A 23,869-nucleotide genomic window follows, 5' to 3' on the forward strand; every position below is an offset into this window, starting at 1 on the left:
CAGCAGCTGTGTTTTCACTAGCGCCTGGGTTTGCATCTTCTTTAGGAGCAGCAGCTGTGTTTTCACTAGCGCCTGGGTTTGCATCTTCTTTAGGAGCAGCAGCTGTGTTTTCACTAGCGCCTGGGTTAGCACCGTCTGGCGTTTGTTTCGTAAATGTTAATGATGATTGTTCTCCATTTTTAACTAAATAATATTCTACAAATAAATTATTGCCTTCTTTATAAACAGCTTGAATTGACATACTAACACCTTCATTTGGGTTAGAAAAATCAAAATAAGAAGCGTTTTTTAAGTCATATGCATCATTGTTTGATATATCCGAAATACGTTTTTGATTTGATGCTTTATAAACAATTTTTGTACCTTCATTTAGTTTAGTTCATTTTGCATTTTTAGCATCTGCATCAGGTTTTGGTTTTGCAGGATCAGTTTGTTCAGTATTTGCTTCTTGTGTTCCTGGTTCATCGCCATTTTCAGTATCTGTTTCATCATTGTTTTCGGTTTCTGATTCTTTGCCTGAATCAGGGTTAGCGGGATTAATAGTTTCTTGTTTTTTGAAACTTGTTGCCTTGATTTCTTTACTAAATTCTGGTGAAGTTTCACTATTCATACTTAATGTATAAGTGACAGTAATTCCGTCAGTTTTTTTCATTGCTTTTTTAAAAACTAATGATAGATTAGCATCATTAGTATTAAAAATAAACATTTCTTTTTCTGGATTTGCAGGTACTTCACTAAACATTACGTTTGATTGATTCTTATATGTTAATGTTACTTTTGCATTGTAATTATTTCAATCAATCTTCTTTGATTCAGTTAAAGTAGAAATTTCTTTTTCTAAAGCATTCAGTACTGACATTACCTTATTAGCTTCTTCTTTTGTTGTACCATCTCGGTATAAATTTACTTTTTTTACAGCTTTCTCTAAAGCCTCTTCTACTTTATCTTTAAATTCAGTTGAGCTGTATTTGCTTCTTGTTGAAACAACAAATTTATCAAATTTACTTAAATTTTCTTTTAAAAGGGGGTCTGCTGCTTTTTTACAAGCGGTTGCAACCGAAGCGATCAATGCAGCTGCTGAAAGCAACCCAAAACTAGTGATTAAAAATTTTTTATTAAATTTTTTCATAAAAATCGTTTTTTTAAAACTCCTTAATTTTTAAAAATTATTTTAGTTAAAATATCTTTTACTTGACAAGAATAATGACATTAAAAATATAAAAATATCTTTCTACATTAGAAAAAATAATAAACAATGAAAAATGTCATTCTCTTTTTGCTTTAATTATACTTAAAATTCATTGTTTAAAACAATAAATTTCTAAATACAAGGGTAAAAAATATGTGTAATTATGTCGAAAATTTTATGCAAGTTTTTTAATTTTTCTAACTGGAAATTCACTTGTTTTCAAAGACAAGTGCATAACCTTTTGTTTTCTTTAAATATATTTGCATTTTAGATATTACTAAATAAAATTAATGAGATATGATATTTTTCTTTAATTCAAATTAGAAAACAAATAGAAAATAAAATAATTAACACATTTAAATAATAAATATTCTATGATTCAATTTCAAAAGTATTATTATGCTTTTTTATATTTAGATTTAAATATATTGTTAAGAAAAATAAAACTAGCAATCATATTATGTTATTTCTTAAAAAACATTATTGTACAAATCTTATTTAAATTATAAAAAACACCATAGCGCATGCTACGGTATTTAAAAAATAATAACTATTCTAACTAAATTATATTTTAGAACGAATCTTAAATTTAAAGTGTGTGATTCCTGTGTTATATATATTCATCGCTTTAAATGTATTATTAAATTGAGTCTGATTAATATCATTACCATGAGTAATGTAATATGTTCCTGTTCGTGGATTAGCAATATAGAATCCACGAGACATTGTATACATTTCCTCTTTTACACGTAACACAAAGTCACTTCCACGTTTCCCCTGATATGAATCAGGATAATCTAGTGTCGGCTGTTCAATATTAACTTGAGTTAATGATTCGTTAACAGTATTTGTATGACCTTGTGGTTGCAGTCATGCACCCAACATCGTGTTAGATGCCGCATCGCTCGGTACTTTGGGAACTCCACTTGATAATGTACTATCGTTTTCATATGACACAGATTGAGTTGCATATGGTGCATGCAACATAAAGCGAGCAAATTCAATGTTTGTTCATCTTTCCCATGTATTGCTATCAGTTGCAACTGAATATGTCGGATTATTGCCTGCTGTTTTTTGCAGTTTTGGATATTTTACTACATTATGTAATTCATACCATGAATTATACATGTAAATATTGTGCGTATTTTGGTCTCATTCAAAGGCAAATTTCATATTAATTAATAACGTTGAGGGCATTCATGTATCTTGGTTAATTGGTGCAGAATTACCAGTCCCTTGAGTTTTATAGAATTTATTATTTAAGTATTGATTTTCATTTGGACCTGTTGATAAAGTCGAAGGCACAGCGACTAGAACAACAATTTCATTATTCGCATTAGTGGATAATCGCACGATTTGTTTAGCATTATCTGATACGATTTGTGAAAATTGTGTTCGAGAGAAGAATTCATTGAATTGGAATTTAATGTTTGCACTTGTAGTATCAACATTATTTTCATTGTAATCATAAATTTTATGATTACTACTTGCTTGATTATTAACGGGATTTGATTCACTTAAAACTTGTTTTTTAAAAGCACTGATAATCTCGTTGATAATATCATTTTGATTACTTGCCTTCCAGTTTAATTCATCCGAGTTACCTACAAGCACTTTAGCGTTATAACCTGTTTGGTATTGGTTATTAATTAAATCAGCAAAAATACTTGAACTTCCTGATAAAGCAGCAATCTCATTTTTTGCTTGGAAACTAATTTCAACCTCTACATCATCATACATCACTCCATTAAACTGTTGATAGTTAATTAATGTATTTGGAGCATACATATAACGCAATTTAAACTTCAGTTTTCTCTCTGCTGGTTTAGCTGGATCAATATCCATAATACTATAATACGTTTTATTGTTAACCCCTGCGCTTGGTGCATATGCTGGCATTAGAAATACTCTTAAAGTATTAGGGTTAAACATTGATTTCTGATCAATTTTACTGAATGCAAAACGTTCAAACATTTCTAAGAATGAAGTATTTTGGGTAATGTCAATTGGATTAGTAGTGTTATCTTGTTTTATGTTTGCAAACTTATTTTCAAATATTTTGTAATTGATATCACCTTTGGGTTTGATATCTTGGTATGCAGGTATATTATTACTAGCAACTGCTCTTGTTTGTTTAATTTGTGCCAAAAACAATTGGCGGTAGTCGTTTACTCAATCAAAAAATAATTGAGTATGATTAACATTGGTTGCACTTGCTGATGATGAACTTGGCGGATTCGAATTATTCGCTGGTAATACATCGGCACTAGGACTAATATCTGTTTGGTCTTTTTTAAACAGATATTCTACTAAATCGTAGTTATTTGCAGTTAATCAATCACCATTATCTGCATGCAATGCAGACACCTTAGAATGCATTGTTTGATAAACCGAAGCATAACTGTTAACCAGTTTATTATCTCCATTAATATATGAACTAAATTCATTTTCTACATTATTTGTATTTGGATTAATCTTATACAAATTGTGTGTAATCTCATTTAAACTACTGTGGTCATTTACAAATTCACTATAACTTGCCTTTAAAGTCTGCATAAAATTATTTAATCTAGCACGATAGTCAAAGACTTTATTATAAAAAGCCGCTAACACCTCCGCTTGGTTTGTTTGTTCAAAATTTGCTAAGTCTGTAGTTAAACTAGTATAAGCAGGTTTAATTTGTTCAATATATAATGTATAAACCTTAAGTAAATTTGCTTGAATCAAAAAGTTATTATTACTATCACCTAGATTAACTTCATTGAATAAATTATTGAATTTATAAAATCATCCAGACTGAACATTTGAACCAGATGATGCATTTGTGTTTGAAGGTTGAGTACTAATAAAGACTTTTACATCCGTTTTGATTTTTGCAATAAAATGATTAATTTGATTAATTGCATTTTGAATCAAAATAGTTGTTGGCTTTAAATATGTATCAATAAAATCTGTAGGTTGCAGTGAAGTGTATTGGTTATTATAAAAATCACTTGCTTCATTTAATTGGTTGTTATTAACAAATTGGTTTAAAAATTTATTTTTAATAGTTTCTAATGTTTTAAATGCTGTTTTTGTTGCATTATTTCATAAATGACTATAATTATCAGCACTGAACTGAATTTGTTTGGTAAATTCATTCGTTCTATTTAGAACATCAATAACATTCTGGTTTTGTAAATTAAATAAAGTAATTAGTTGTTTCGCATAAACTGAAAGGCCCGTTCCTAAAGCTGTATTAAATTCTTTTAAATTAATACTACTCATCAAGTTTTGAACATTATTTAACACTGAATCTTGAACTTGATTCCATGTTTGACTATCTGTTTTAGTAACACTATCTGCATCAAAAATATATAATGGGTTCGCAAACCAGGCAGTGTTATATGTGTTATAAGCCTCTAGGCTAGCTTTAGCTTTATTTAGTTCTTGTTTAATAGTTTCAACTGGTAAAGTTGGATTTGTCGCATTTGCTGTTCTTAATAAACTATTAATCCCATCTGTTTTTTCGATTTCGTGAACTAATTTATCCCCAGCTGCAATTAGTTTTTGATACGATTTCATTTTCGCATCATAAACTTTTTTAATCGCATTCGGTAAAATGATTTGGTAGTACTCACGAATTAGATGTTCATTCCGGTTTGTATCTGTTTGATTTATAGCAATTGCTTGGTTAATTTTCATCTGCAATTCGTTATATGCACTAATAACCGCTTGGTCGTTAGTTGGAAGAAATTTCCCATCAATAACTGCGTTTAATTCATTAGTAACTTTAAAATTGTAGACATCCTGAGCTAAATTGATCATTTTTCGCAAATGCACAGCATTTTCTAAAATTAAAACAATTGAGTCATTATCATCAGTCGCATTATTGTAGCTAGATAATGTTTGTTTTAAATAGCGGTTATATAACGTTACAAATTGTTCAGTTGCATCCGTTGCATTTTGATCAACATTATCAATTAAAGTTTTAAAATTTGCTAACCTGTTAATTAAAACCTGTTTTTCTGCTAGCTCTAAAGTATCATTGTTATTTAATTGGTATTTGACCTGTGCTTCTTGGTTAAATAAATTTAATTTTGCCTGTTGAAAGGCAAGTTCTTTAATTGCATCATCAATTTTTGTATTGAAAGTATCTAAATCTGTTTCCTGATCAGTATATAATGCCGCTGCATGAGCAATCGTGGTGTTTGCAAATTCATTAATTCGTTGTCCCATTTCTGTATTGATAGGTGATGTTTGGTCAACAAATGTTTGTGCAGCATTAATTTGCGATGCTAAATCCGCAAACTTGGCAGATAAACTAATCATAAAATCTAATTTAGTATTCTCTGCATTAACAACATTTAAACTTAGAGTATTGTTGTTTGTTGAGCGAATATTATTAATTCTTTGTTCAATACTTGCGGTTAAATTAACATAATTTGCTTTAATTTCAAGAAAGAAATTATTATTTGTCAAATAATTATCAATTTTACTATTTAAAGCAAGACGTGCATTGTTTAAACCCACTTGCTTATTTAAACCATTTGTTAAAGTACTAATGGCAATATTCAAACCATTAACAATACTTGGATTCCCTATTGTATTTGCAGGTTTGGGTGTTAATAAGTTGTTGTCATTATCTGGAAGAACACTTCCCATTACAGAAACTAAACTATTAATATCCGCATTATATCCGGTATATGTACTTGTTAGCTGAGTTCATTCTTTATTTTTCTCTGATAATTCAGCCAATTTTTTAACATAATTTAGTGCTAAAGTAGCAAGAACTTGTTTATCATCAACTACAGTTGCTATATTATTGTCTAACCAATTGATTAAACGCGTTGTATAAGCTTGTTGGTTGTCAATACCGTTTGTTCCGTTGAAACTTATATTTTGTACAAATGTTTTTGCTTCATTAACAATTGTGTTTGTTGCCTGGGCTTGTGATAAAACAGTAATTGCATTGTTTAAGCGTGTTTGGGCATTGGTTATTAAATCCGTTGTATTATCTACACTATTATTGAATAAAGTTTTACCATAAACATTAGTATGGATATTATTCACTTCATTTTCCAGATTAGTAATATAGTTTTCCAAAACAATACTTAAACTACTATTTTGTTGTTTAATGCTTGTAACAAAATCTTGCCCAATTCTAACTTTTTTAGCTAACGCAACTAAAAGTTCTTTGTTAGTAACTAGCGCATTAATTTGGGTATTAACTGTTTTTAAATTATTTAATGTTGCATTTGCAGATTCATTTAATTCCTCAAGTGGTTGTACCGCTTTTTTTACTAAATTATATAATTCTGGATCGATGACATTATTTGGATCATTTGTTTGATTTTCTACATATGTAAGTAAATCAACACTAATAGCGACTTTATTAGCAAGTCGTAAACCTGCAATTTCATCAATCCCATTTATAGCGTTTGATAAGCTTGTTTTTGCAGTGTTAACTGCGTTAACAGCGTAACGTTGTGTGTCTAAACCAATACTTGCGTTATTTAACGCTTGGTTTAATTCTTTACTTGCTTGTTGATAGTTGTCTTCAATAATTTGTGCAGCATCAGTTAAAGCGGCTTTGATTTCTACTATATCACTGTTAGGATTTTTATCCTGATTAGTTAATTTATTAATCAAAGCATTTAGTTGTTCTAAATGGGTTTGGGTAGTATTATCTTTGTTACCTGTATTTTCTACGGCATCCTTAATTTTAGTTAGTTCAAGAATACTTTGTTTAATTTCTGGTGATAATTGTTCATATGTTAAATTATCTTCTGCTAATTTAGTTTCTAATTGGGTTGCAAACTCTTGAGATTTTGACCACTCCTTCAATTGCACTAAACCACCCGCTTGGATTTCATTTAATGCATAGAAACTTTCAATCCGTGCATGCATAGCTTGCAATTGTGCAACCGTATGGTTAGGATCATTGGTAAATTCGTTTATGTAATCAACGAATTTTTGAACTTGTTCATCAAGGTTATTATAATCCCCATTTGGATGCTGCGTTTTTAAATTTGCGTACTTTGTTTCGTAGTCCTTGACTTTTTTTAACAATAAATCTTGTTGGAAACTATGAATTAATTTTTGTTTAAACGCTTTTAAATCTGCACTATTTGTTGTATTTTTGTTTAAATATGCATTTTCGAATTCAGTTTTTTGGTCGTTATAGTTTTTGAAACTTGGATGTTCTGGACTATTAGCTGCATCAATTTGTTCTAATAAAGTATCTAAGCCCCCGACAACCACGTTGTCGTTTTTCTCAACAACACCACCAATGACATTGTTTTTTATGTCATTATAATTATTGTTATACTGGTCTAACAGTGCCTGTTTTTCTTGTTTTTTATTTGCTACATATTCTGTTAAATTATTTAAAGCATTTTTCAAATCACGCGGGGTAATCCCTTCGTTAGCTTCAGTATAAGCCAGATAAAGATTATCTAAATCGCTAGCGTGTTGATTAATCATTGCGTTTAAATTATTGTTGGGGTTATTGTAGATTTTTCAATTTTTTTCGTCCGGGGTTAAAACACCATCTAATTCATTCCAAACCTTCCGTAAAGCCGCTTTACTCGTTGCCACTTGCATAGCTTTATCAAGTTCATTAACTTGTTGTTTAACCCCTTTAAAGGCATTAAACATATTATTGTTAATTACTTCATTTAATTTAGCAGCGTCAAGCGGTGATGTTTCAACAAGCTTATCATACAAAATAATGGCTGCTTTTAGTTTTTCTTGCAATTCTTTGTCTGCATTTAGTGTGTCAGCTGCATTTTTTACAGTAACAAGATTGTCTGATGCGATATTTGTATTTGCATAATCATTGACATAATTTTTAACTCGTTCATTAAATGCCACTTGTAAAGGTGTTAAAGTTGCATCATTAGCGTTAAATACGTTCGCCTGTAAATAATCGTTATATGTCTGAATACGATCACGATTAAATGCTAAATCTAAATTATCTAATTGTTGTTCTAAACCTAATTCAGTTGGATTGCTTGCATCAGGATTATTAATTAAATCATAGAAATCTTTTAAAGGAGGAATATTTTTGTCGTTTCCTAAAACATTAAACAGAATTCTTACCTTATCATTAACTGGGTCAATGTTATTAATTGCCGCAACTGTTCGTGATTTATGATTTGGATCACCACTGTATTCTTGGGCTTTATTAGCAAAATCCTGTTGCAATTTTTCAATTTTTGCAGTTAAAGGAATAATGGCAGATAAATTCTTTGCTTCTTTTAATAACGCTGCTTTTTGTTCATCGGTTAAATCGTTTTGATTTACACGTTTTTTAAGATCATTTAAACGTTTAATTAGCGCTACAACCCCTGGTGTATTCGAAGGAGCATTAACACTATTTAAATTTGCGTCTGGGTATGTTTTAATCAAATCCTCACCGATTTTATTCATTAAACCTAGCATTTCCCCATCTTTACGCTGATCATTAGTTTCAAGAACCAAATCACTTAAGCGTTTGTTTAAGGCATTAATTGTTGCTATATCTGTATCTGGGTTCGTTAATGCTTCATTAATTTCATTTTTTAATGCTTGAATTTGATCAAGATAAGGTTTTAATTTTGTTTGCAGTTTTGTTGAACTCTTACTTATTGCGTCTACTAGAGCATCGGCTTCATTCACCGTGTGTGTTAAATCCTTAATCGCTTGCGCATTCGCTCGTAACTTTATACTATTATCCGTGTGGTCATTAATTTGATTAATAAGAGCATTAACATTTTTTATACTTGTTTTTTTATCCAAAACATCATTAATTAAACTAGTGATATTTGCGAAATCATTGACACCTTGATCTAAACTATCAATTTGAATTTGTTCACTTGGACTATATACGTAATTAGGATCATTATTTTCGTTAAATAAACGACGAATATATTCACTATTATTAGTGAAGATTGCACTATTTTTCGTATAAACAGCAACTAATTCATAAGTTTTTAATAAATCTGTATAAGCGTTAATCTGATTTCATAACACAACTGATGTAACAGGGTTAAACTCTGTTAACATTGTTTCGCTTGTATTGTTTAACACTTGTAATTGATTAACAAAATCCTGCTTGTTAATTAAGTTAGGATTAATATTATTTAGTTCCTCATTGACTTTGTTGTAAATATGTTGCAATTGGTTTTTCAATAAATAACGTGTGTTTTCTCACTTATCTTTTAAGTTTGCATTTGCCAATTGTGGATTAATTTTAAAACTAATTAAATCTTGATCTAAACTAAACAACAGTGAACTAGTTTGATCTAATACAGGTTTATAGTAGTATTTATTAAATACTACATCAGCATCATTATATAAATTATGTAGATTATTTAATTGCTCTTTTAATACTACTAATTCACTTTGCGTGTTTAATAAGTCGACAAACCCTTGAATATCACTATTAATTTCATCAATGAAAAGACGGTAATCAGTATATTCATTAATCTGTTGTTCTAATTTTTGATTAATACTAATAACTTGGTATTGGGTAATTAAGTCCTTAGCTACTAATTGATCTAGTAATGTTTTAAACAAACCAATTCTTTCATCTGCAAACCGCAATCCATTTAGTTCGTTTTCATATTTAAATTTTTGATCTAGTAATATTGAACGATCAATGTATAAATTATTTAATAATCTTTGAACCCCTAATTGGTTTTTAAAAGTGTTTAAAGGTTTCTTTAAATAGACAATTCGATCAGATGTATATTGTAATAACTCACTAAAATGAGCCACTAAATCAACAGATGATAATGTATTTTCATTTAAAGATTTCACAAACTCATCAAATTGGGTATTTAAGTTGCTTAGTTGTTCAGCGGTGGTAGTTTGGTTTAATTGAACAACAAAATTATCATGATAAAAAGCACTTAAACGGTTATATTCCTTGCTTGTGTTCATTAAAGCAACTTCATCAGTTGCTGATTGATCAAGTTCTTTTAGTTGGTTTAAATAATAAGTTGCTGCATTCAAATCTTTGCTTGCTTGAAAATCATTTTTTAAACTCACTAATTGCTTGTGATCAATTTGATCACTGTTCTTTTGTTCAAGAACACTATACAATTGATTGAAAACAATGTTAATTTTATTTAAAAGAACGTTTTTAGTTTTTAAAGCTAATGCATTAAAATCATTCGTATAGTTAACATCCTGTTTTTTATCTAAATCTGAGACATTTAAATCTAATTTATGCATTAGAATTTGGAATTCATTAAGACGATAGTCTTTGTTCATTGCTAACGCATTAATTTCATTAATTAAATTAACAGCTTGATTAGTAATTGCATAGCTACCTAAACTCTTGGTTTGGCTAGTCAATGAATGCAAATTAACTACATTGTTATTTAACACCTGTAGTAAGGCTTGGTTTTGGTGATCTAAAGATATTTGTAAAACATTACGGTAGTTGTTTAATAATTGAGTTTTACGAGTAGCATCACCATCAGTAAACAAAGGCGTTAGTAAATCAATATCTACTAGATCGTTTGCCAAAAATTGTTGTCGTAAATCTTTTTCTTGTAAAAAATTAGTTTGTGATCCCAAAAACAACATCAGTCTTTCTGTGTTGTCTTTATCAAATTGATTATTGTTAATTTGGTTAATTACTGCATCTACTAACGCATTGGTATAAGCTTGTTGGTTGTGATGAATTAATCTTAATTTATCTGCTACACTTGCTTCATTATTATTTAGAACGGCTCACGATGCATCATAATCTTCGTTAATATTACTTAGATCAACATTTAATGCCTGAGCTAAATCATTAGCATCACTGTGCATTTTTGCATATGTTGTATATAAATACGATTGCTTTAACGAAGCAAATTTTTCATGAATCAATAAGGTTGTTGCAATTAAAGCACTTGCACTAATAAACGTGACTGATGCACCGATAATTAATTTTTTAGTAATTTTCATAAATATGCTCCTTATTAATTATTTGACTCATCGTCATCTTGTTTGGGGTGTAAAGTAATTGAAATATCAAAGTATTCAATACCATCTTTAAATTGATTACCTTGACGTTCGATGTTTTGGTTGCTAAGAGAACGAGTAAAACCATCGCTTAACGACTTATCAGATTTATTTTTTATTAATCATTGCGCAATCTCATCCGCCGTGTTTGTATTTGAATTTTCATAACCAACTGGAACAAAACCTACGTGTTGTGACCCATAATCTCACGCTGCTCATAAAGAAATATAAAGATCTGGTTTTATATTAATTCCGTTCCCATTTGTTCAATTAATATCATTACTAATAATTTGGAAACTAATATATAAAGCACCTTTAATACTTGGATCATTTTTGTCTTGAACAGGAATAGCAATAAATACTGGAATTCAGAAACTAAATTTTTGATCATTTCCTTTAAGATCAAATGTTGCTGCATTTCAATAAACATAACTGTTATTAGTAGTATTGTCTGTCGCGTTTACAAAATAATGATCGCTACCGTTATATGGAATTCTAATACCATTATTATTCGTTTTAAATTTAATCTTCATTCCTGAATTTTTATTCGCCCCAGCATCTGAATTTTTAAAAGCATTATCTTTTAAATATTCAAGATTATGATGCTGAGCATAAATTGCTGATTGGGAAGCAACGCTGTTTACAAAGTTATAAATTAGGTTTTTGTTGTTTCAACCCGCTTTTGCTGAATTAAATAAATTAATATTTGAACTAACATTATTCGTTTCTGGAGCCAAATAAGTTTTATCAATTACAACTTCGTTTAGCGTATGGAACCGAATAAATATATCATCAACACTAGTTTTGAAAGAATTAACATTTCAGAAAATATTATTTTGCATATTTTCAGTCGGTTTAACATATTCAAAAGCTAAATTAATTTTAACTTTTTTATATGCTGTATTTGTTTGTAAATATGATTTAGTAAAATCAGGATCTTGTGTTTCTTTAACAAGATAAATACGAACATTATTGCTGAAAATTTGGTCTTGCTCATTTGATAAAACACTGAAATCATCAAATAAATCAGCAAGTTTTGTGATGTCAGATAATTCCTTATTGATTCACAAGTATTTTTTATTACCAACAGTCTGTAACCGACTAGTATCTTGTTCTCATTCATGTACTTGTTGAACAAACTGCTCAGCTAGCACAACTTGTTTTGGACGAATATTAGTTGCATTAGTTTCTTTTTGATTATCGTTGTGTGGTTGGTTTAAATAATCAAAGAAGAACGATTGATTAGACGAATCTAACATTCATTTATTTAAATCTACAGCAGCTTTGTATAGATCTTTTGTACTTGTTAGTAAATTAGTCAGTGCTAAATCGCTATCTTTGTATTGGTTAAGAACATTACTTTTTAGAGTGTTTACATTATTCGTGTTGTTAATGTAAGATGATTTAACATTGCTAAAGACACTATCAATAGTTGTTAAATTTTCTTTAGCAACTAAATTTAACATTGTATTAAAGTTGGTTCTTTGATCTAAGAAATCATTGATAACTTTTCGTAATGAATACTCATCTGTATATGCAGAAGTGTCTAGTTGATCAGTTCCATAAATTAATTTATTAATTGCACTTAAGGCGTCAACCGCTTTGGTTGCAAAATTTTCAAAACCAGTTCATGCATTATTACGTGCTGTTTTAATCGCATCATCTAAGTGTTCGAGATTATAGTTAATTGTCTCACTAACTGGATCTGCTAGATTAACCGAAGTATTTAATGCATCTGTTTTAGTTATTAAATCATTTAAACGAGTCGTTAAAATTTCAGGATATCCTGTTGATGCACCGTCTTCAATGTGTTTTAAAACTTTAATAACTTCATCAAGATAACTACGTAAATTAATATTGTCACCAGTTGGCGTTTTTAGATCATTTCCAAATGCATATGCATCTATTTTTAGTTTATTTAGACTATTAATACTAATTGTCAAGATACTATCAAAGATATTTGTTAAATCCGCTGTCAAATTACTATATTTTGCTCCAATAATATTTTGGTAGTAGTACTCACTTAATGGATCAAATAACTTCGTATATTTACTTTCGTTATCACTTACTGGTACTAACACAAAATCATCTGCTAAATTAGTGTTGGTATTGTTTAGTAAATTAACAGCATTACTAATTAATTGGTTATCTAAACCAACTGCTTTTAATAATAAATTATGGTCAATATTTGCATTATTATTTCTTGTTGTCAAATCTGGGTCATTAATATTTGTTGTAATAGCAGTTGTGTTTAAAAAACTTAAATAAACTTGTGTTTTATTACGAATAGCACGTAGTTTGTTTCTTTCATATTTAATTAATTGATCAACCTGGGCTTGTAATTTTACAGTTCATGTATTAATGTTTTCTGTCCAAGTTTTCAAATCATCAAAATTATTAATCGTAGCTTCGCTGTTAAATGGATTACTATTATCATTCCAGATAAATGTAACATCGTTATTTGAACCACCCATATTACTAGTTGTTAATAACGGTGAAGCGTTAGACTGATAATTATTTGTAATGTATGTATACAATGTCTGAGCTTGTTGTTTGAATGTACTAATTTCAAGTTGTTTTTGGTTTTTTAAACGAGTAATAATACCTCGAGATTCATCCCCAATTTCAAAAATTAAAGTTTGAATAATCCCTTGGTTAGTTTTTTGAGCATTTAATCACGCAACATTATCACCAGTTGCTGGTGTTTTTAATACTTTTTTTGCACGAATAATTAAATTGTCTAGTTCAGCATACAAGGTATTCATTGCCGCTGAGTGTTCAGTATAACGGGGAGTGTTAGGTGTTTGGTTTAATTGGAATGTTTCAGCTAATACAACTAATTTAGCAAGTTGTTCAGTGTTTTTAAAACTATTGTCAAAACTTGTCTGGTCACCATCAATGAATTGGTTGTAATATTGTTCATATGTGAACGCACTCGTGTCATTAGAAGCTGTACTTAATGCTACAGCATGTTCTAGAATATTTAAAAGTGGTGCCTTATTCTCATCTGTTACTCACGAATTATTAGCTGATGCTGCGTTATTTAATTGGACAAGACGTTCAGTGTAAGCTTCAAGAATCTTCATTCGGGCGGTTAAACGTAAGATTTTTTGCTCCTGTGTTTTAATTTGTGCCAAATTATCATTTTTATAATAGTAACTGTCAATAACCTCTTTGTTTAAATCTAATAATAATTGGACAGTTGCACTAATTTTTTCGTTTGTACCAGGATTGATTGTGTAGGTACCATTATTGTTAGTAACATATTTACTAATTATATCAAGATCTTTTTGAACTGCCTGAGCAAGCATAACATAACTTTCAATTAAGCTACGAACCTTAATAATATGTGATTTCGTACTTGCGATTGCATTTTGATTTGCAACAAAATTATCAGAACTAGTCTTTGGTTGCTTTAAATTATTTAGAATAGCTGTATCACCATGGTAATAAAAATTATTCATTGCTGTTTTCAAATTATTGTAAGCTTCCGGGTGAGCAGTTAGGAATTGATCAGTATTATTTGTTAGACGTTCATGATCGTTTTCGTAATATCCGTCATTACCAGTTTTGGTCAATACTAAATCAATCAAATTCTTCCGTTGTAAATACGTATTGTAAGTATTATCAAATTTAATTCCTAAACCATTTATTAACGATTCATTTAATTGATTAACTTGTTGATTAAAGAAGGCTTCATCAATTTCAGAAGAATCAGGAGTGTTGGGGATTGTATCAATAATAACTTTTGATAACAAGAATGCATCATTTGTAAAACTAAACGGATTAAAGTCATTCCCTTGATCCTGGTTAAATCACCAATAATTATTTGTGTTTTCGACGCTAAATGTAGTATCATCTACCACTGTTTTTCACATATACTCTTGGTCCGCAATAGCATTTTCTTTTTCATAGCGATTCTTTTGTTTCGTGTATAAACTAACTACTTTCTCTAATAAGAAATTAACACGTCTCAATTCTAATGCGTGTACACGGTTTTGTGGATTTGTAACATCATTTACCTTTGTGTTAAAGTAGTTTAAATAAGCTTGAGCTTTTGCACGTGAAGTCGTGTTTTGTTCCGTATCGCTCACACTAGCTATCATTTGGTGATATGTAAATGTTTTTAATAACTTACTTGCTTGTAGATAATGTTCACGCATCACTTCTGCTTCTTGTAAATCAGACATCAAGTTATTTAATTCATCAGTTGTTAAACTGATTTGGTCATAACTATCTAAATCAGCATATTTTTGCTTTGCAGATGTTACTTTTTCATTCATTTCTTGCTTAATTTGATTAATTAAAGCTAACGAATCATCAGTTACATCCGAATCGACTGCTGTTGGAGCTTCGTTCTTCTTAGTTTCAGTTTCCTTAACAACCTTTGCTAATTCTAACAAGTTATTCAAGTTTGTATTAATTGTGCTAATGTTATTTTGAATTTCACTTGCTTTTTGTTTTGCGGCATTTAAATCGGTGTTATCAAGATTTTTCACTTCTTGTCGGTATTTTTGCAATAAACCTTTGATTTTTCCACCTAATGTTTGTTCGGACCACAAACTTTCTTGAATATCGTTATCATGTATATTTTCGTCATATAACTCATTAAAACGTGTTTCAAGTTTGCTAATATCCTCTTCGATTGCAGCTTTTGTTTGTGTTAAACTGCTGTTATTGTTTAAAGCATCATTCATCGCATTTAAATAACGGTTGATTTCAGCTGGTGCAGAATTTGTCCCGTCATTTGGTTTAGCGATGTATGCATAATTACCTTCCGCATCCGCTGTTGGTTTGTTTTCGTTTAACGCTTTAACTAATTCATCAGTTGTTAGATTCAAGGTCTCGCGTTGATCATTATTATTAATGTTATTAATCTTCAATGCAACTTGAGTTTGTTTGTCCACAAGAGCGTTTAGTTGTTCAAGTTTATTTAGAGCATTACTAATACTTGCTAAATCTGTTGGATCAATTGTGTTTAATACTAAATCGTTTAATTGTGCAATTAAAGCTGTATCCGTTGCACTGGGTTTTGGGTCAGTTAATTTGATTGTACTATTAGAATCAAGATTATTATCCTCGTGGCCAGCTAATACATTAACTTTAGCTTCAAGCGCTTTTTTATTCTTTACAAAAATATCCTTGTTATAAGCCAAGTTAATTAAATTAACAAACTGATTAATATATTCCACATTAATGTTTGCATCATAAACATTAGACACTGGTCTAAAGCTTACACTATCGTGGTTTTTACTAATCTCATACAAATTGAAAAAACCTTTTTCGCTACTATTAGATAATAATGCACTAACAATTTTAAAATGATTTAAATATTCAGAAGAGTAAACATCAGTTTGATTAGGGATAATTGCACTTGATGTAACTGTTTTAAATCAGTTTTCAAGAGCGATTAAATAAGGAGTTTCTAAACCTGTTAATGTTAAATCCACTCCGTTATTAGTTGCTAATGTTTTATTTAAAGCAAATAAACTAGTAACTTTGTTAATTGCTTCTTTTAAATTATTTGCAGCTGCATTTTTCTTATGACGATAATCATTAAGATTAGCACGAATATTAACAATTAATCCTGCGAACTGATCATCTGTTGTATCGATATTACCAATTAGTGTTTGGTATTGATTAATTAAATCCTGCAATTCAATGTCTAATGTTTGGTAAATAGCTCTATTTTGGTGATCAGCATCTGTTAATACGCCATTAGTTTCCGTAATTATTGCAGATGTGTTGTTAGAAATAGTTTCTGCTTGGTTAACACGTAGATTGATTAACTTGATTAATAAGTCTTTGGCTTCTTGTGCATTTGATTGTTTATTTAACTCATTATCCAAATTAATTATTTTTTGTGCACGAACCAAATCACTATCATTTAAATTATTAAAATCTAACCCGTTAGCTTGAATTGTCGCACTTAATTGTTGGGCGTATTCAGGGTACTGAATCGGTCACGTGGATGTTAATTCCTTGTATGTTTTTAGAGCAATGTTTAGTTTTTTAGCTAGTGCGTTTTGAGAAACTATTTTTGCTTGTAAAGCATCAATACGGTCCGTTAAAGCTGCAACTTCATCTGAACTTAAATTTGGGTTTGTTAATTCGTTATTAATCAAATCCAACAATTCGTTTTTGCTTGCATCTAATGAAGCAAGTTGATCATCTAATGATTTATATGGTTGTGGTTGTGGATTTGATTCTTGCGCATCGTGGACAGATAAATCATTTACTTTATAAGTTTCAGCAATTAGACGCGCTTTGGCAAGATCTAATTTAATTAACTGGTTAACTTGGTCAGCTTTTTGCTTTAAAACAGCAAGTTCATCTTTGTTGATAACCGGAATTAAATCATTTAATTGATTTGATGATTGTTTATTATAAAGATCATTGATTTTTGCATTAATCGTGTTCAGTTCCGTTTGTTTATTACTAATATCATTTTCTAAACTTATTGGGTTTGGATTAAGAGCTTCTAATTTGTCGTGTAAATTACCAGCAGTTGGATTTTTAGGATCAACTAATGTAGTATTTAATTTGTTTAAAAAAGTTTTTGCATTATCAAGTTCTTTATTTGCATTATTAACTGTTTTTTCGTATTGTGCAGCTAATAAAACTTCGCTTGCAATAACATCCATTTCTGCACGTAAATGATTACGGTAATCTTCCTTTGCAACCTCATCTAAATTACTTGGCGGATTAATAATGTCATTTTTTAGTTTGGTAAGTTTGGAAAGCATTTTACTTTCTAAAGTGGTTTGTGCTTGGTTAGGTTCTCGGAAACTGGCGTAAGTTTGTTCAATTAAATTTTTAATCCGAGTAAAATCACTTCGAGCATTAAACTCTGCTTTTTCTTTTAAGAAATTTTCAAACTCATCGCTTAAATTATCCTGAACGATTTTTAAATTATGCTCAGTGGGATTATCAAGTGCAGTTTTAGCTTGACTCATTAAATCATTAATATTTTTTAAACGAGCAGCCAATTGTGCTTTGATTTGTTTATTACTTTCATTATCCTCTTCTAGTAATGAAAGTTCTTTGTCCACTTGTTTAGCAAGTAGCCCTAAATCGGCAATTTGCGTAATTTTTGCGCGTAAATCGTCTGCATAAACCCCCAAATCATAAATTTTCTTTTGCTTTTGTTCGTAAGTTAAATTTGTGTTATCTTGAACAACATTCATTTGGTTTAAGATTGCATTTAATTTATCTAATAAATTCTTTTTAACTTTGTCGGCTTTACCTTCGGGAAAAGCTGTGTTTACTTCTGGCTTAATAGTTAAATTAATAAATTCACTGTGACGTTGTTTTTGGCGACTCACACGTAAATCATCATAGAAACCTAATACTCATTGTACTGCGGTTATCAGTTGATTTCGTGTCGCAAGAGAATAAGGTTGTGCGTAATTTGTATAATTTTCTTCTAGATCGCTAAATGTTTGCTTAAAACTATCTAAAACAAAATCTTCTGTCAATTCAGTTTTAATTCTAGGTAATAAGTTTAATAAAACTTTTTTATAAACTGTTCGTACACTATTAATCCCTTGATTAATTGTAAATAATTCATCATCATTACCCGCATTTTGAACCTGATTTGTTAAATTCAATACTTCTTGTTCAGATAAAAACATACGTACAGCATTAGTTTGTACATATTTCAATTCTGATAATAATTGCTCTTTTTGTTTTTTATTAAATTTAACAAACATTGTTTTTGCATTAATTTTTGCGCCAATGTTATTTAAATTTGAAATATAAGTTAGAAAATTATCGTTAAAATGAAGATTTGTAACTTCATTTAATAACTCATTTTTTGTTGTTTCATCTAAAACATTGTTTGTAAATGCTGTTGTAATTTTATCATTTATTTGTCCTAATAATTGTTGCGCAACTTTGATTTGATTTAATTCACGATTTAATCTATTAAAATTATCAAATAAAACATCTACATCATTTGTTGTAGTGTATGATTTTTTTAAAAGCGTGCTAACAAATTGGGATAAATCTTCGTCTAAACCACCACTAATCGTTTTTAATTCAGCAACTAAGGAATCAATTCCTACTTTAATGTCAATGGGGTTTTTAAAATAATTAGCAACATTGTTTAAAACACTGGATAAATGATTTTTAATGACATCAAAACCAGTTACCTTCTGATTATCTTCATTACTAATTTCTACATCCAAAAAGTTTTGATGGTTAGATACAAAGCTCATTAAATCATTAATTTCGTTATTTAAAGCAAGTTTAATACTATCACTTAATTGAGCATCAGCAATTTCTCTTAAAACATTTTTAAAAATATTATTAATAGTGCTGAATTTTAATGTCCGTGCACTTGTCTTTGTGCTAGCTTGGTCAAAAACTTCATTGTATAAATTTTCAAATTGAGTAATTTCATCGTAGGTCAAGTAATCAGCTTTTGATTTTTCAATCATTAACTGCGTTAATTGATATAAATCATTAACCATATGGTTCATTGACAAACCATATTCATTCCGGTTATACATACGTTCAAAATTAAACATTGTTGATTCAAAGTTCAACATTTTTGCTTGTTCTTTTTGGTAAACAGCATTAATCTCTTTTAAAAACTTAGGCACTTCATTTGCATTATATGTTGCAATTACCGCCTGTGCTTGAGCTCGAGTATCTGCTAAATGGAATAAATTTAAATAAGCTTCAGCATTTGCAGGTTGATTGTCATTTAGTAAAACAGTTCTTAATTCTAATTCAGCAAGTATGTTTCTTTGTTTCACCATTGTTTTAATGGGCGATTGATTATTAGTCAATAATTGGTGAGCATACAAAATCGCTTTATCAATATCTTGTCGATTTGTGTAATCTTGATTGGCATCTAATAGGTTTTGTGCTTTTTGATTTTGTTTATCTAATTCTACAAAAACATTCCCTTCATTCGGGTTGTTATTTGTATTATTCGTTTTTAATAGTAAAGGTACAGCAATCGCACATGCAACCGCTGGAATCGCTAAGCTAGCAGAAATAATTAAACCAATTTTTAAACGACGTTTTTGTTTGTTATTTTCTTTTTTCATTTATTTTTCCAAATCCTACTTATTATTAAAATACCCTAAAAATCCATGTACTCTTTGGTTTACTGTTCACAGTAAACCATTATTATTAGAATTCTCATATATATAAAAATCTGCTACAAAAGCAATTAATAGAGCGATCCCGACCAAAAATAATAAAATTAAAAAACTAATAATAACCCATGTGGCAATTCGTCTGCGAGCAGCACGAGTTAGTGAATACCGATATAATTCTTTATTTTCCGTTTTGTCCAAATTTTGCTTCATAAATTCTCCTTTATAAAAATAAAAACACAATATATAGAATATATTGCAGAAAAGAAATCAATAGTTATAATACCATAAAAAATTTTAATTGCAAATTTTTATTTTGTTAAAACAGGTTGTTTTGTCCTAATTTTTAGTAAAAATTAAGTAACAAAAGGAAAGTAAAAAGAGGGTTATTACAAAACTAAACCCTCTTTTTTATTCTCGAATATTTCTAACAAATGTTTTGAACATATTGTGTCTAATTTGTAATCTATATCATAATTATACCGAATTTGTTAACTTTTTTCAAGTTCCACATTCTAAAACATCAATCCGTATCAATTTGTTATAAATAAAAAATAATTTTATTAAAATTAAGCAGCACTATTCGTTAATGGATTATCAAAGTATAATTCTAATTCGTATGGTGTGGTGCCATCTTTTCTTGTAATTTCTTTTTGGGAATTTGCAAATAATGTTAAAACTAACCCAATAACCTTAATCCCATTTGTATCTGATGTATCAGGTAAAACGAAGTTGTACGTTTGTTTCGTTGCGTTATCAAATTTTTGTTGGTTACCTGTTGGTCTTCTGTAAAATTTATTAGATATCATTTTTTGATTATCTTTAAGGTAAACCAAACCAACACTAGATAATTCTAAAATATTTGGATTTTCACTGGTTTTTAAAATATTTTTCTCACTTTTTCGATCTTCTATGATTCGGTTTCTAATAACATTTTTAAGCTCATTATTTGCTTTAGATGCTTCGGATCCATTTTTTCAAAAAACACTAATCCCACTAACAGTAACAGTATTATGATTAACTGTGAATGTAACACCACCATCAGCTAAAGTTACCCCTAGTTTATCAAAACTATACTTTGGACTATATTCTGCTAATGGATCTTCAGGACTAGCAGGTTAATTATTATTCGTAGTAGTTGAACCATTGCCTAGATCAGTAGATGTGTCTTTTGTAGTCGCAAACACAACAACCGCTTGACGATCGTCATTAACCCCATTTGCAGCAGCAGTTAAGGTTTGAATACCATTATATACAACCCCATCATTTTTAAATGTTGGAGTGAAAATAGAAACTTTTTCACCACCGTTCGGATCATCCTTAAGCATATTAAAATCAGTAATAACAATTTGTGCAGATGGATTATTGCCTAATAATGTTTGTACATTTGCAATTGGAACATTTTTATAAACTAAACGATTATTAGATAATAATTCTGTCTTAAATGTTGTGAAATTATTTTCTGTCAATTTAACAGTATAGGTTTCATTATTTACAAAAGATAAACTACCCGGTGCTAAAAACAACCCTGTTGCTTCATCTGTATTTTGTAAACGAGAACCTATATAATCACGACTATATGAATCTGCCATATAATCTAAACGATTGCGGTTATTTAAATTAACAATTCTAAAACTTGTAACAACTTCATTTCATAAACTATCAAAACCAGCATTATCGTAAACTTCTTTATTCATATTAATATTCTCTACTGTAATATCAACATGTCCGTCATCAATAATTTTATATGTAACTGTTGCTGTTTTCGAGTGTGTTTCGTCGCTGACACCAACATATAAGAAATCACTATCATTTGATTGGAATGAACCCAATGTTGTAAATGTTGTTTTAGGAGTTAATGAAATTAATTTCTTGTATTCTTGATCAACTAATTCATAAAAACCATTTGTAAATGTACTTGGCGTTTTTTCTTTTAAACCAGTAAATAATCCCTTGATTTCAGTAACTAATGTATTTGCTACATCTTTTTGGCTTTCATCCTGCTTAGTTTCTAAATCTTTGATTTTTGTATTGATATCATTTAGAGTTTTAGCAGTATCTAGATAACGTTGTAACTCTTCTTCTGCTTCTTTTTGTTTGTATTTAGCAATAGCCTTGACATCCAATTCAACCTTAATCGCATCAAGAGCTGTAATTATCGCAGTTTGAACATTATCAGGATTTGTTAAACTAGTTTTAAAAGTATTAAGTTGATTTTCTAATGCAACGTATTCCTCTGTTTTATTTTGTTTAAACATTGTATCTTGAATATAGTATACAAAGTGCCGTGATAAATCATTTTCATATTGTAATCGATAAACAACTTTAATGCTATCATTACTTTTTTCCGCACTAACAAGAATGATTTTAAATTCAGGATTTGAAAAAGTAATAATAACTTTGGTTGGATCTATTGTGTTAGGAACTTCTGAGAAGAAAATATTTTCTTGGTTTTCGTATGAAACTTTTGTGTTTTGTTGGGCTTTTCCTCAGTCAACACTTGATGTTGATTCGCTGCTACCATTTTCTTCATTATTTTTCTTTCCATCATCTGTTTGTGTTTCTGTTTTTGGTTGTAAAAATTGTGATGCAGGAATTGTGAATTTGAATTCACTACTTGTATTTTTACCCTTAGTTAATGTATAGTAAACATCAATTTGTTCGTCTGTTTTTTCTGCTCGTAAAAAATTAACAATTATCTCAAGACCATTAGTTTTAAAACGGAAATAGCTACGATTTAAGCCACTAGGTACATCTTTAAAATATGTATTTGTTTTATTTAAATAATCAATGCTGACTTTTTTATTCGCTGTCCCAAAATCAAAATCACTTGCTTCTTGGAAATCACTAGAACTAATAACTTTAGTTAATAGACCTGATTGTTTGTTATCTTTTTTTAAAGTATATGTGACATAAATACCATCATCTTTTTTCTCTGCACTTACCAACTCAGCAGTAGCCATAGTATTAGATAATTGAATTTGGTTTAAATCAATTGGATTGTTAATTGATGCATATGCCATGGTGCTGCTATTTGCATAACTAAGAGTTGTTCGTTCATTATAAACTGTTCAATCAATCGTTTGTTGGTCATTAATTAAATTATGAATTTTTTCTTCAGATTCATTAATTAATTTTTGAACTAATTGTTGTTTATTTGGTACATTCTTGTTTAAAATTTCATTTACTTGACTTTTTGTTTCTGTTAATAAACTAAGAATCTCATTTTTATGTTTATCTTGAATATATTTATCAGTTGTTTCTTTTTCGTATTTCTCAAACAATTGCCGCGCATTATTTGTATCAGTGTCAGCGAAAACACCACCTACTTGTGTATTACTTTTACACGCTACTGCTACGCTTGCAATCATTGCTAAACTACTTAAAACACCTAAACTCGCCCAAACGAGTTGTTTTTTATTTTTTTTCATAAAAACTCCTTTTATATCGTTTATGACTTTTTTACAAAACATTTAATGATTTATATTTTATAAAAAAGTTATATAAAAATTTCTAAATACGGCAAAAAATATGCTTTTTTTACTATTTTCAAAAAAATAATTAACATAACAAAAACTCAGTTCTTCAA

Annotated in this window: 7 protein-coding genes; 1 reads left to right on the forward strand and 6 read right to left on the reverse strand. The window is 29.4% G+C overall.

What is annotated here, in order from left to right; genetic code table 4:
• From OF377_RS02850 to OF377_RS02870, 5 genes are all read right to left on the reverse strand, one after another.
• Positions 1–1,129, reverse strand: a 1,129-nt coding sequence (locus tag OF377_RS02850) for a Vmc-like lipoprotein signal peptide domain-containing protein (RefSeq protein ID WP_263836378.1), incomplete at its 3' end; no start/stop codon positions are given.
• Positions 1,130–1,753: 624 nt separating this feature from the next.
• Positions 1,754–11,113, reverse strand: coding sequence for a hypothetical protein (locus tag OF377_RS02855; protein WP_263836379.1), 9,360 nt, complete (start codon positions 11,111–11,113; stop codon positions 1,754–1,756).
• A gap of 14 nt (positions 11,114–11,127) precedes the next feature.
• The gene (locus OF377_RS02860; protein ID WP_263836380.1) at positions 11,128–20,229 is read right to left on the reverse strand and encodes a hypothetical protein; all 9,102 of its coding nucleotides are present in this window, start codon (positions 20,227–20,229) and stop codon (positions 11,128–11,130) included.
• 15 nt (positions 20,230–20,244) lie between these two features.
• Positions 20,245–20,493: a hypothetical protein gene (locus tag OF377_RS02865; RefSeq protein WP_263836381.1), complete on the reverse strand. Its 249-nt coding sequence runs from the start codon at positions 20,491–20,493 to the stop codon at positions 20,245–20,247.
• Between the two features lie 356 nt (positions 20,494–20,849).
• The gene (locus tag OF377_RS02870) at positions 20,850–21,089 is read right to left on the reverse strand and encodes a hypothetical protein (protein ID WP_263836382.1); all 240 of its coding nucleotides are present in this window, start codon (positions 21,087–21,089) and stop codon (positions 20,850–20,852) included.
• Positions 21,090–21,192: 103 nt separating this feature from the next.
• Here OF377_RS02870 and OF377_RS02875 point away from each other — a divergent pair, with 103 nt between their 5' ends.
• Positions 21,193–21,402 (forward strand): hypothetical protein, encoded by a 210-nt coding sequence (locus OF377_RS02875; RefSeq protein WP_263836383.1) that lies wholly within the window; start codon positions 21,193–21,195, stop codon positions 21,400–21,402.
• Here the strand turns inward: OF377_RS02875 and OF377_RS02880 are convergent.
• Positions 21,399–23,711, reverse strand: a complete 2,313-nt coding sequence (locus OF377_RS02880) for a hypothetical protein (RefSeq protein WP_263836384.1) — start codon at positions 23,709–23,711, stop codon at positions 21,399–21,401. The two genes, OF377_RS02875 and OF377_RS02880, sit on opposite strands and share 4 nt — an antisense overlap.
• Positions 23,712–23,869: the final 158 nt, after the last annotated feature.

The sequence above is a fragment of the Ureaplasma sp. ES3154-GEN genome, assembly GCF_025780075.1.
Classification (GTDB): domain Bacteria; phylum Bacillota_I; class Bacilli_A; order Mycoplasmatales; family Mycoplasmoidaceae; genus Ureaplasma.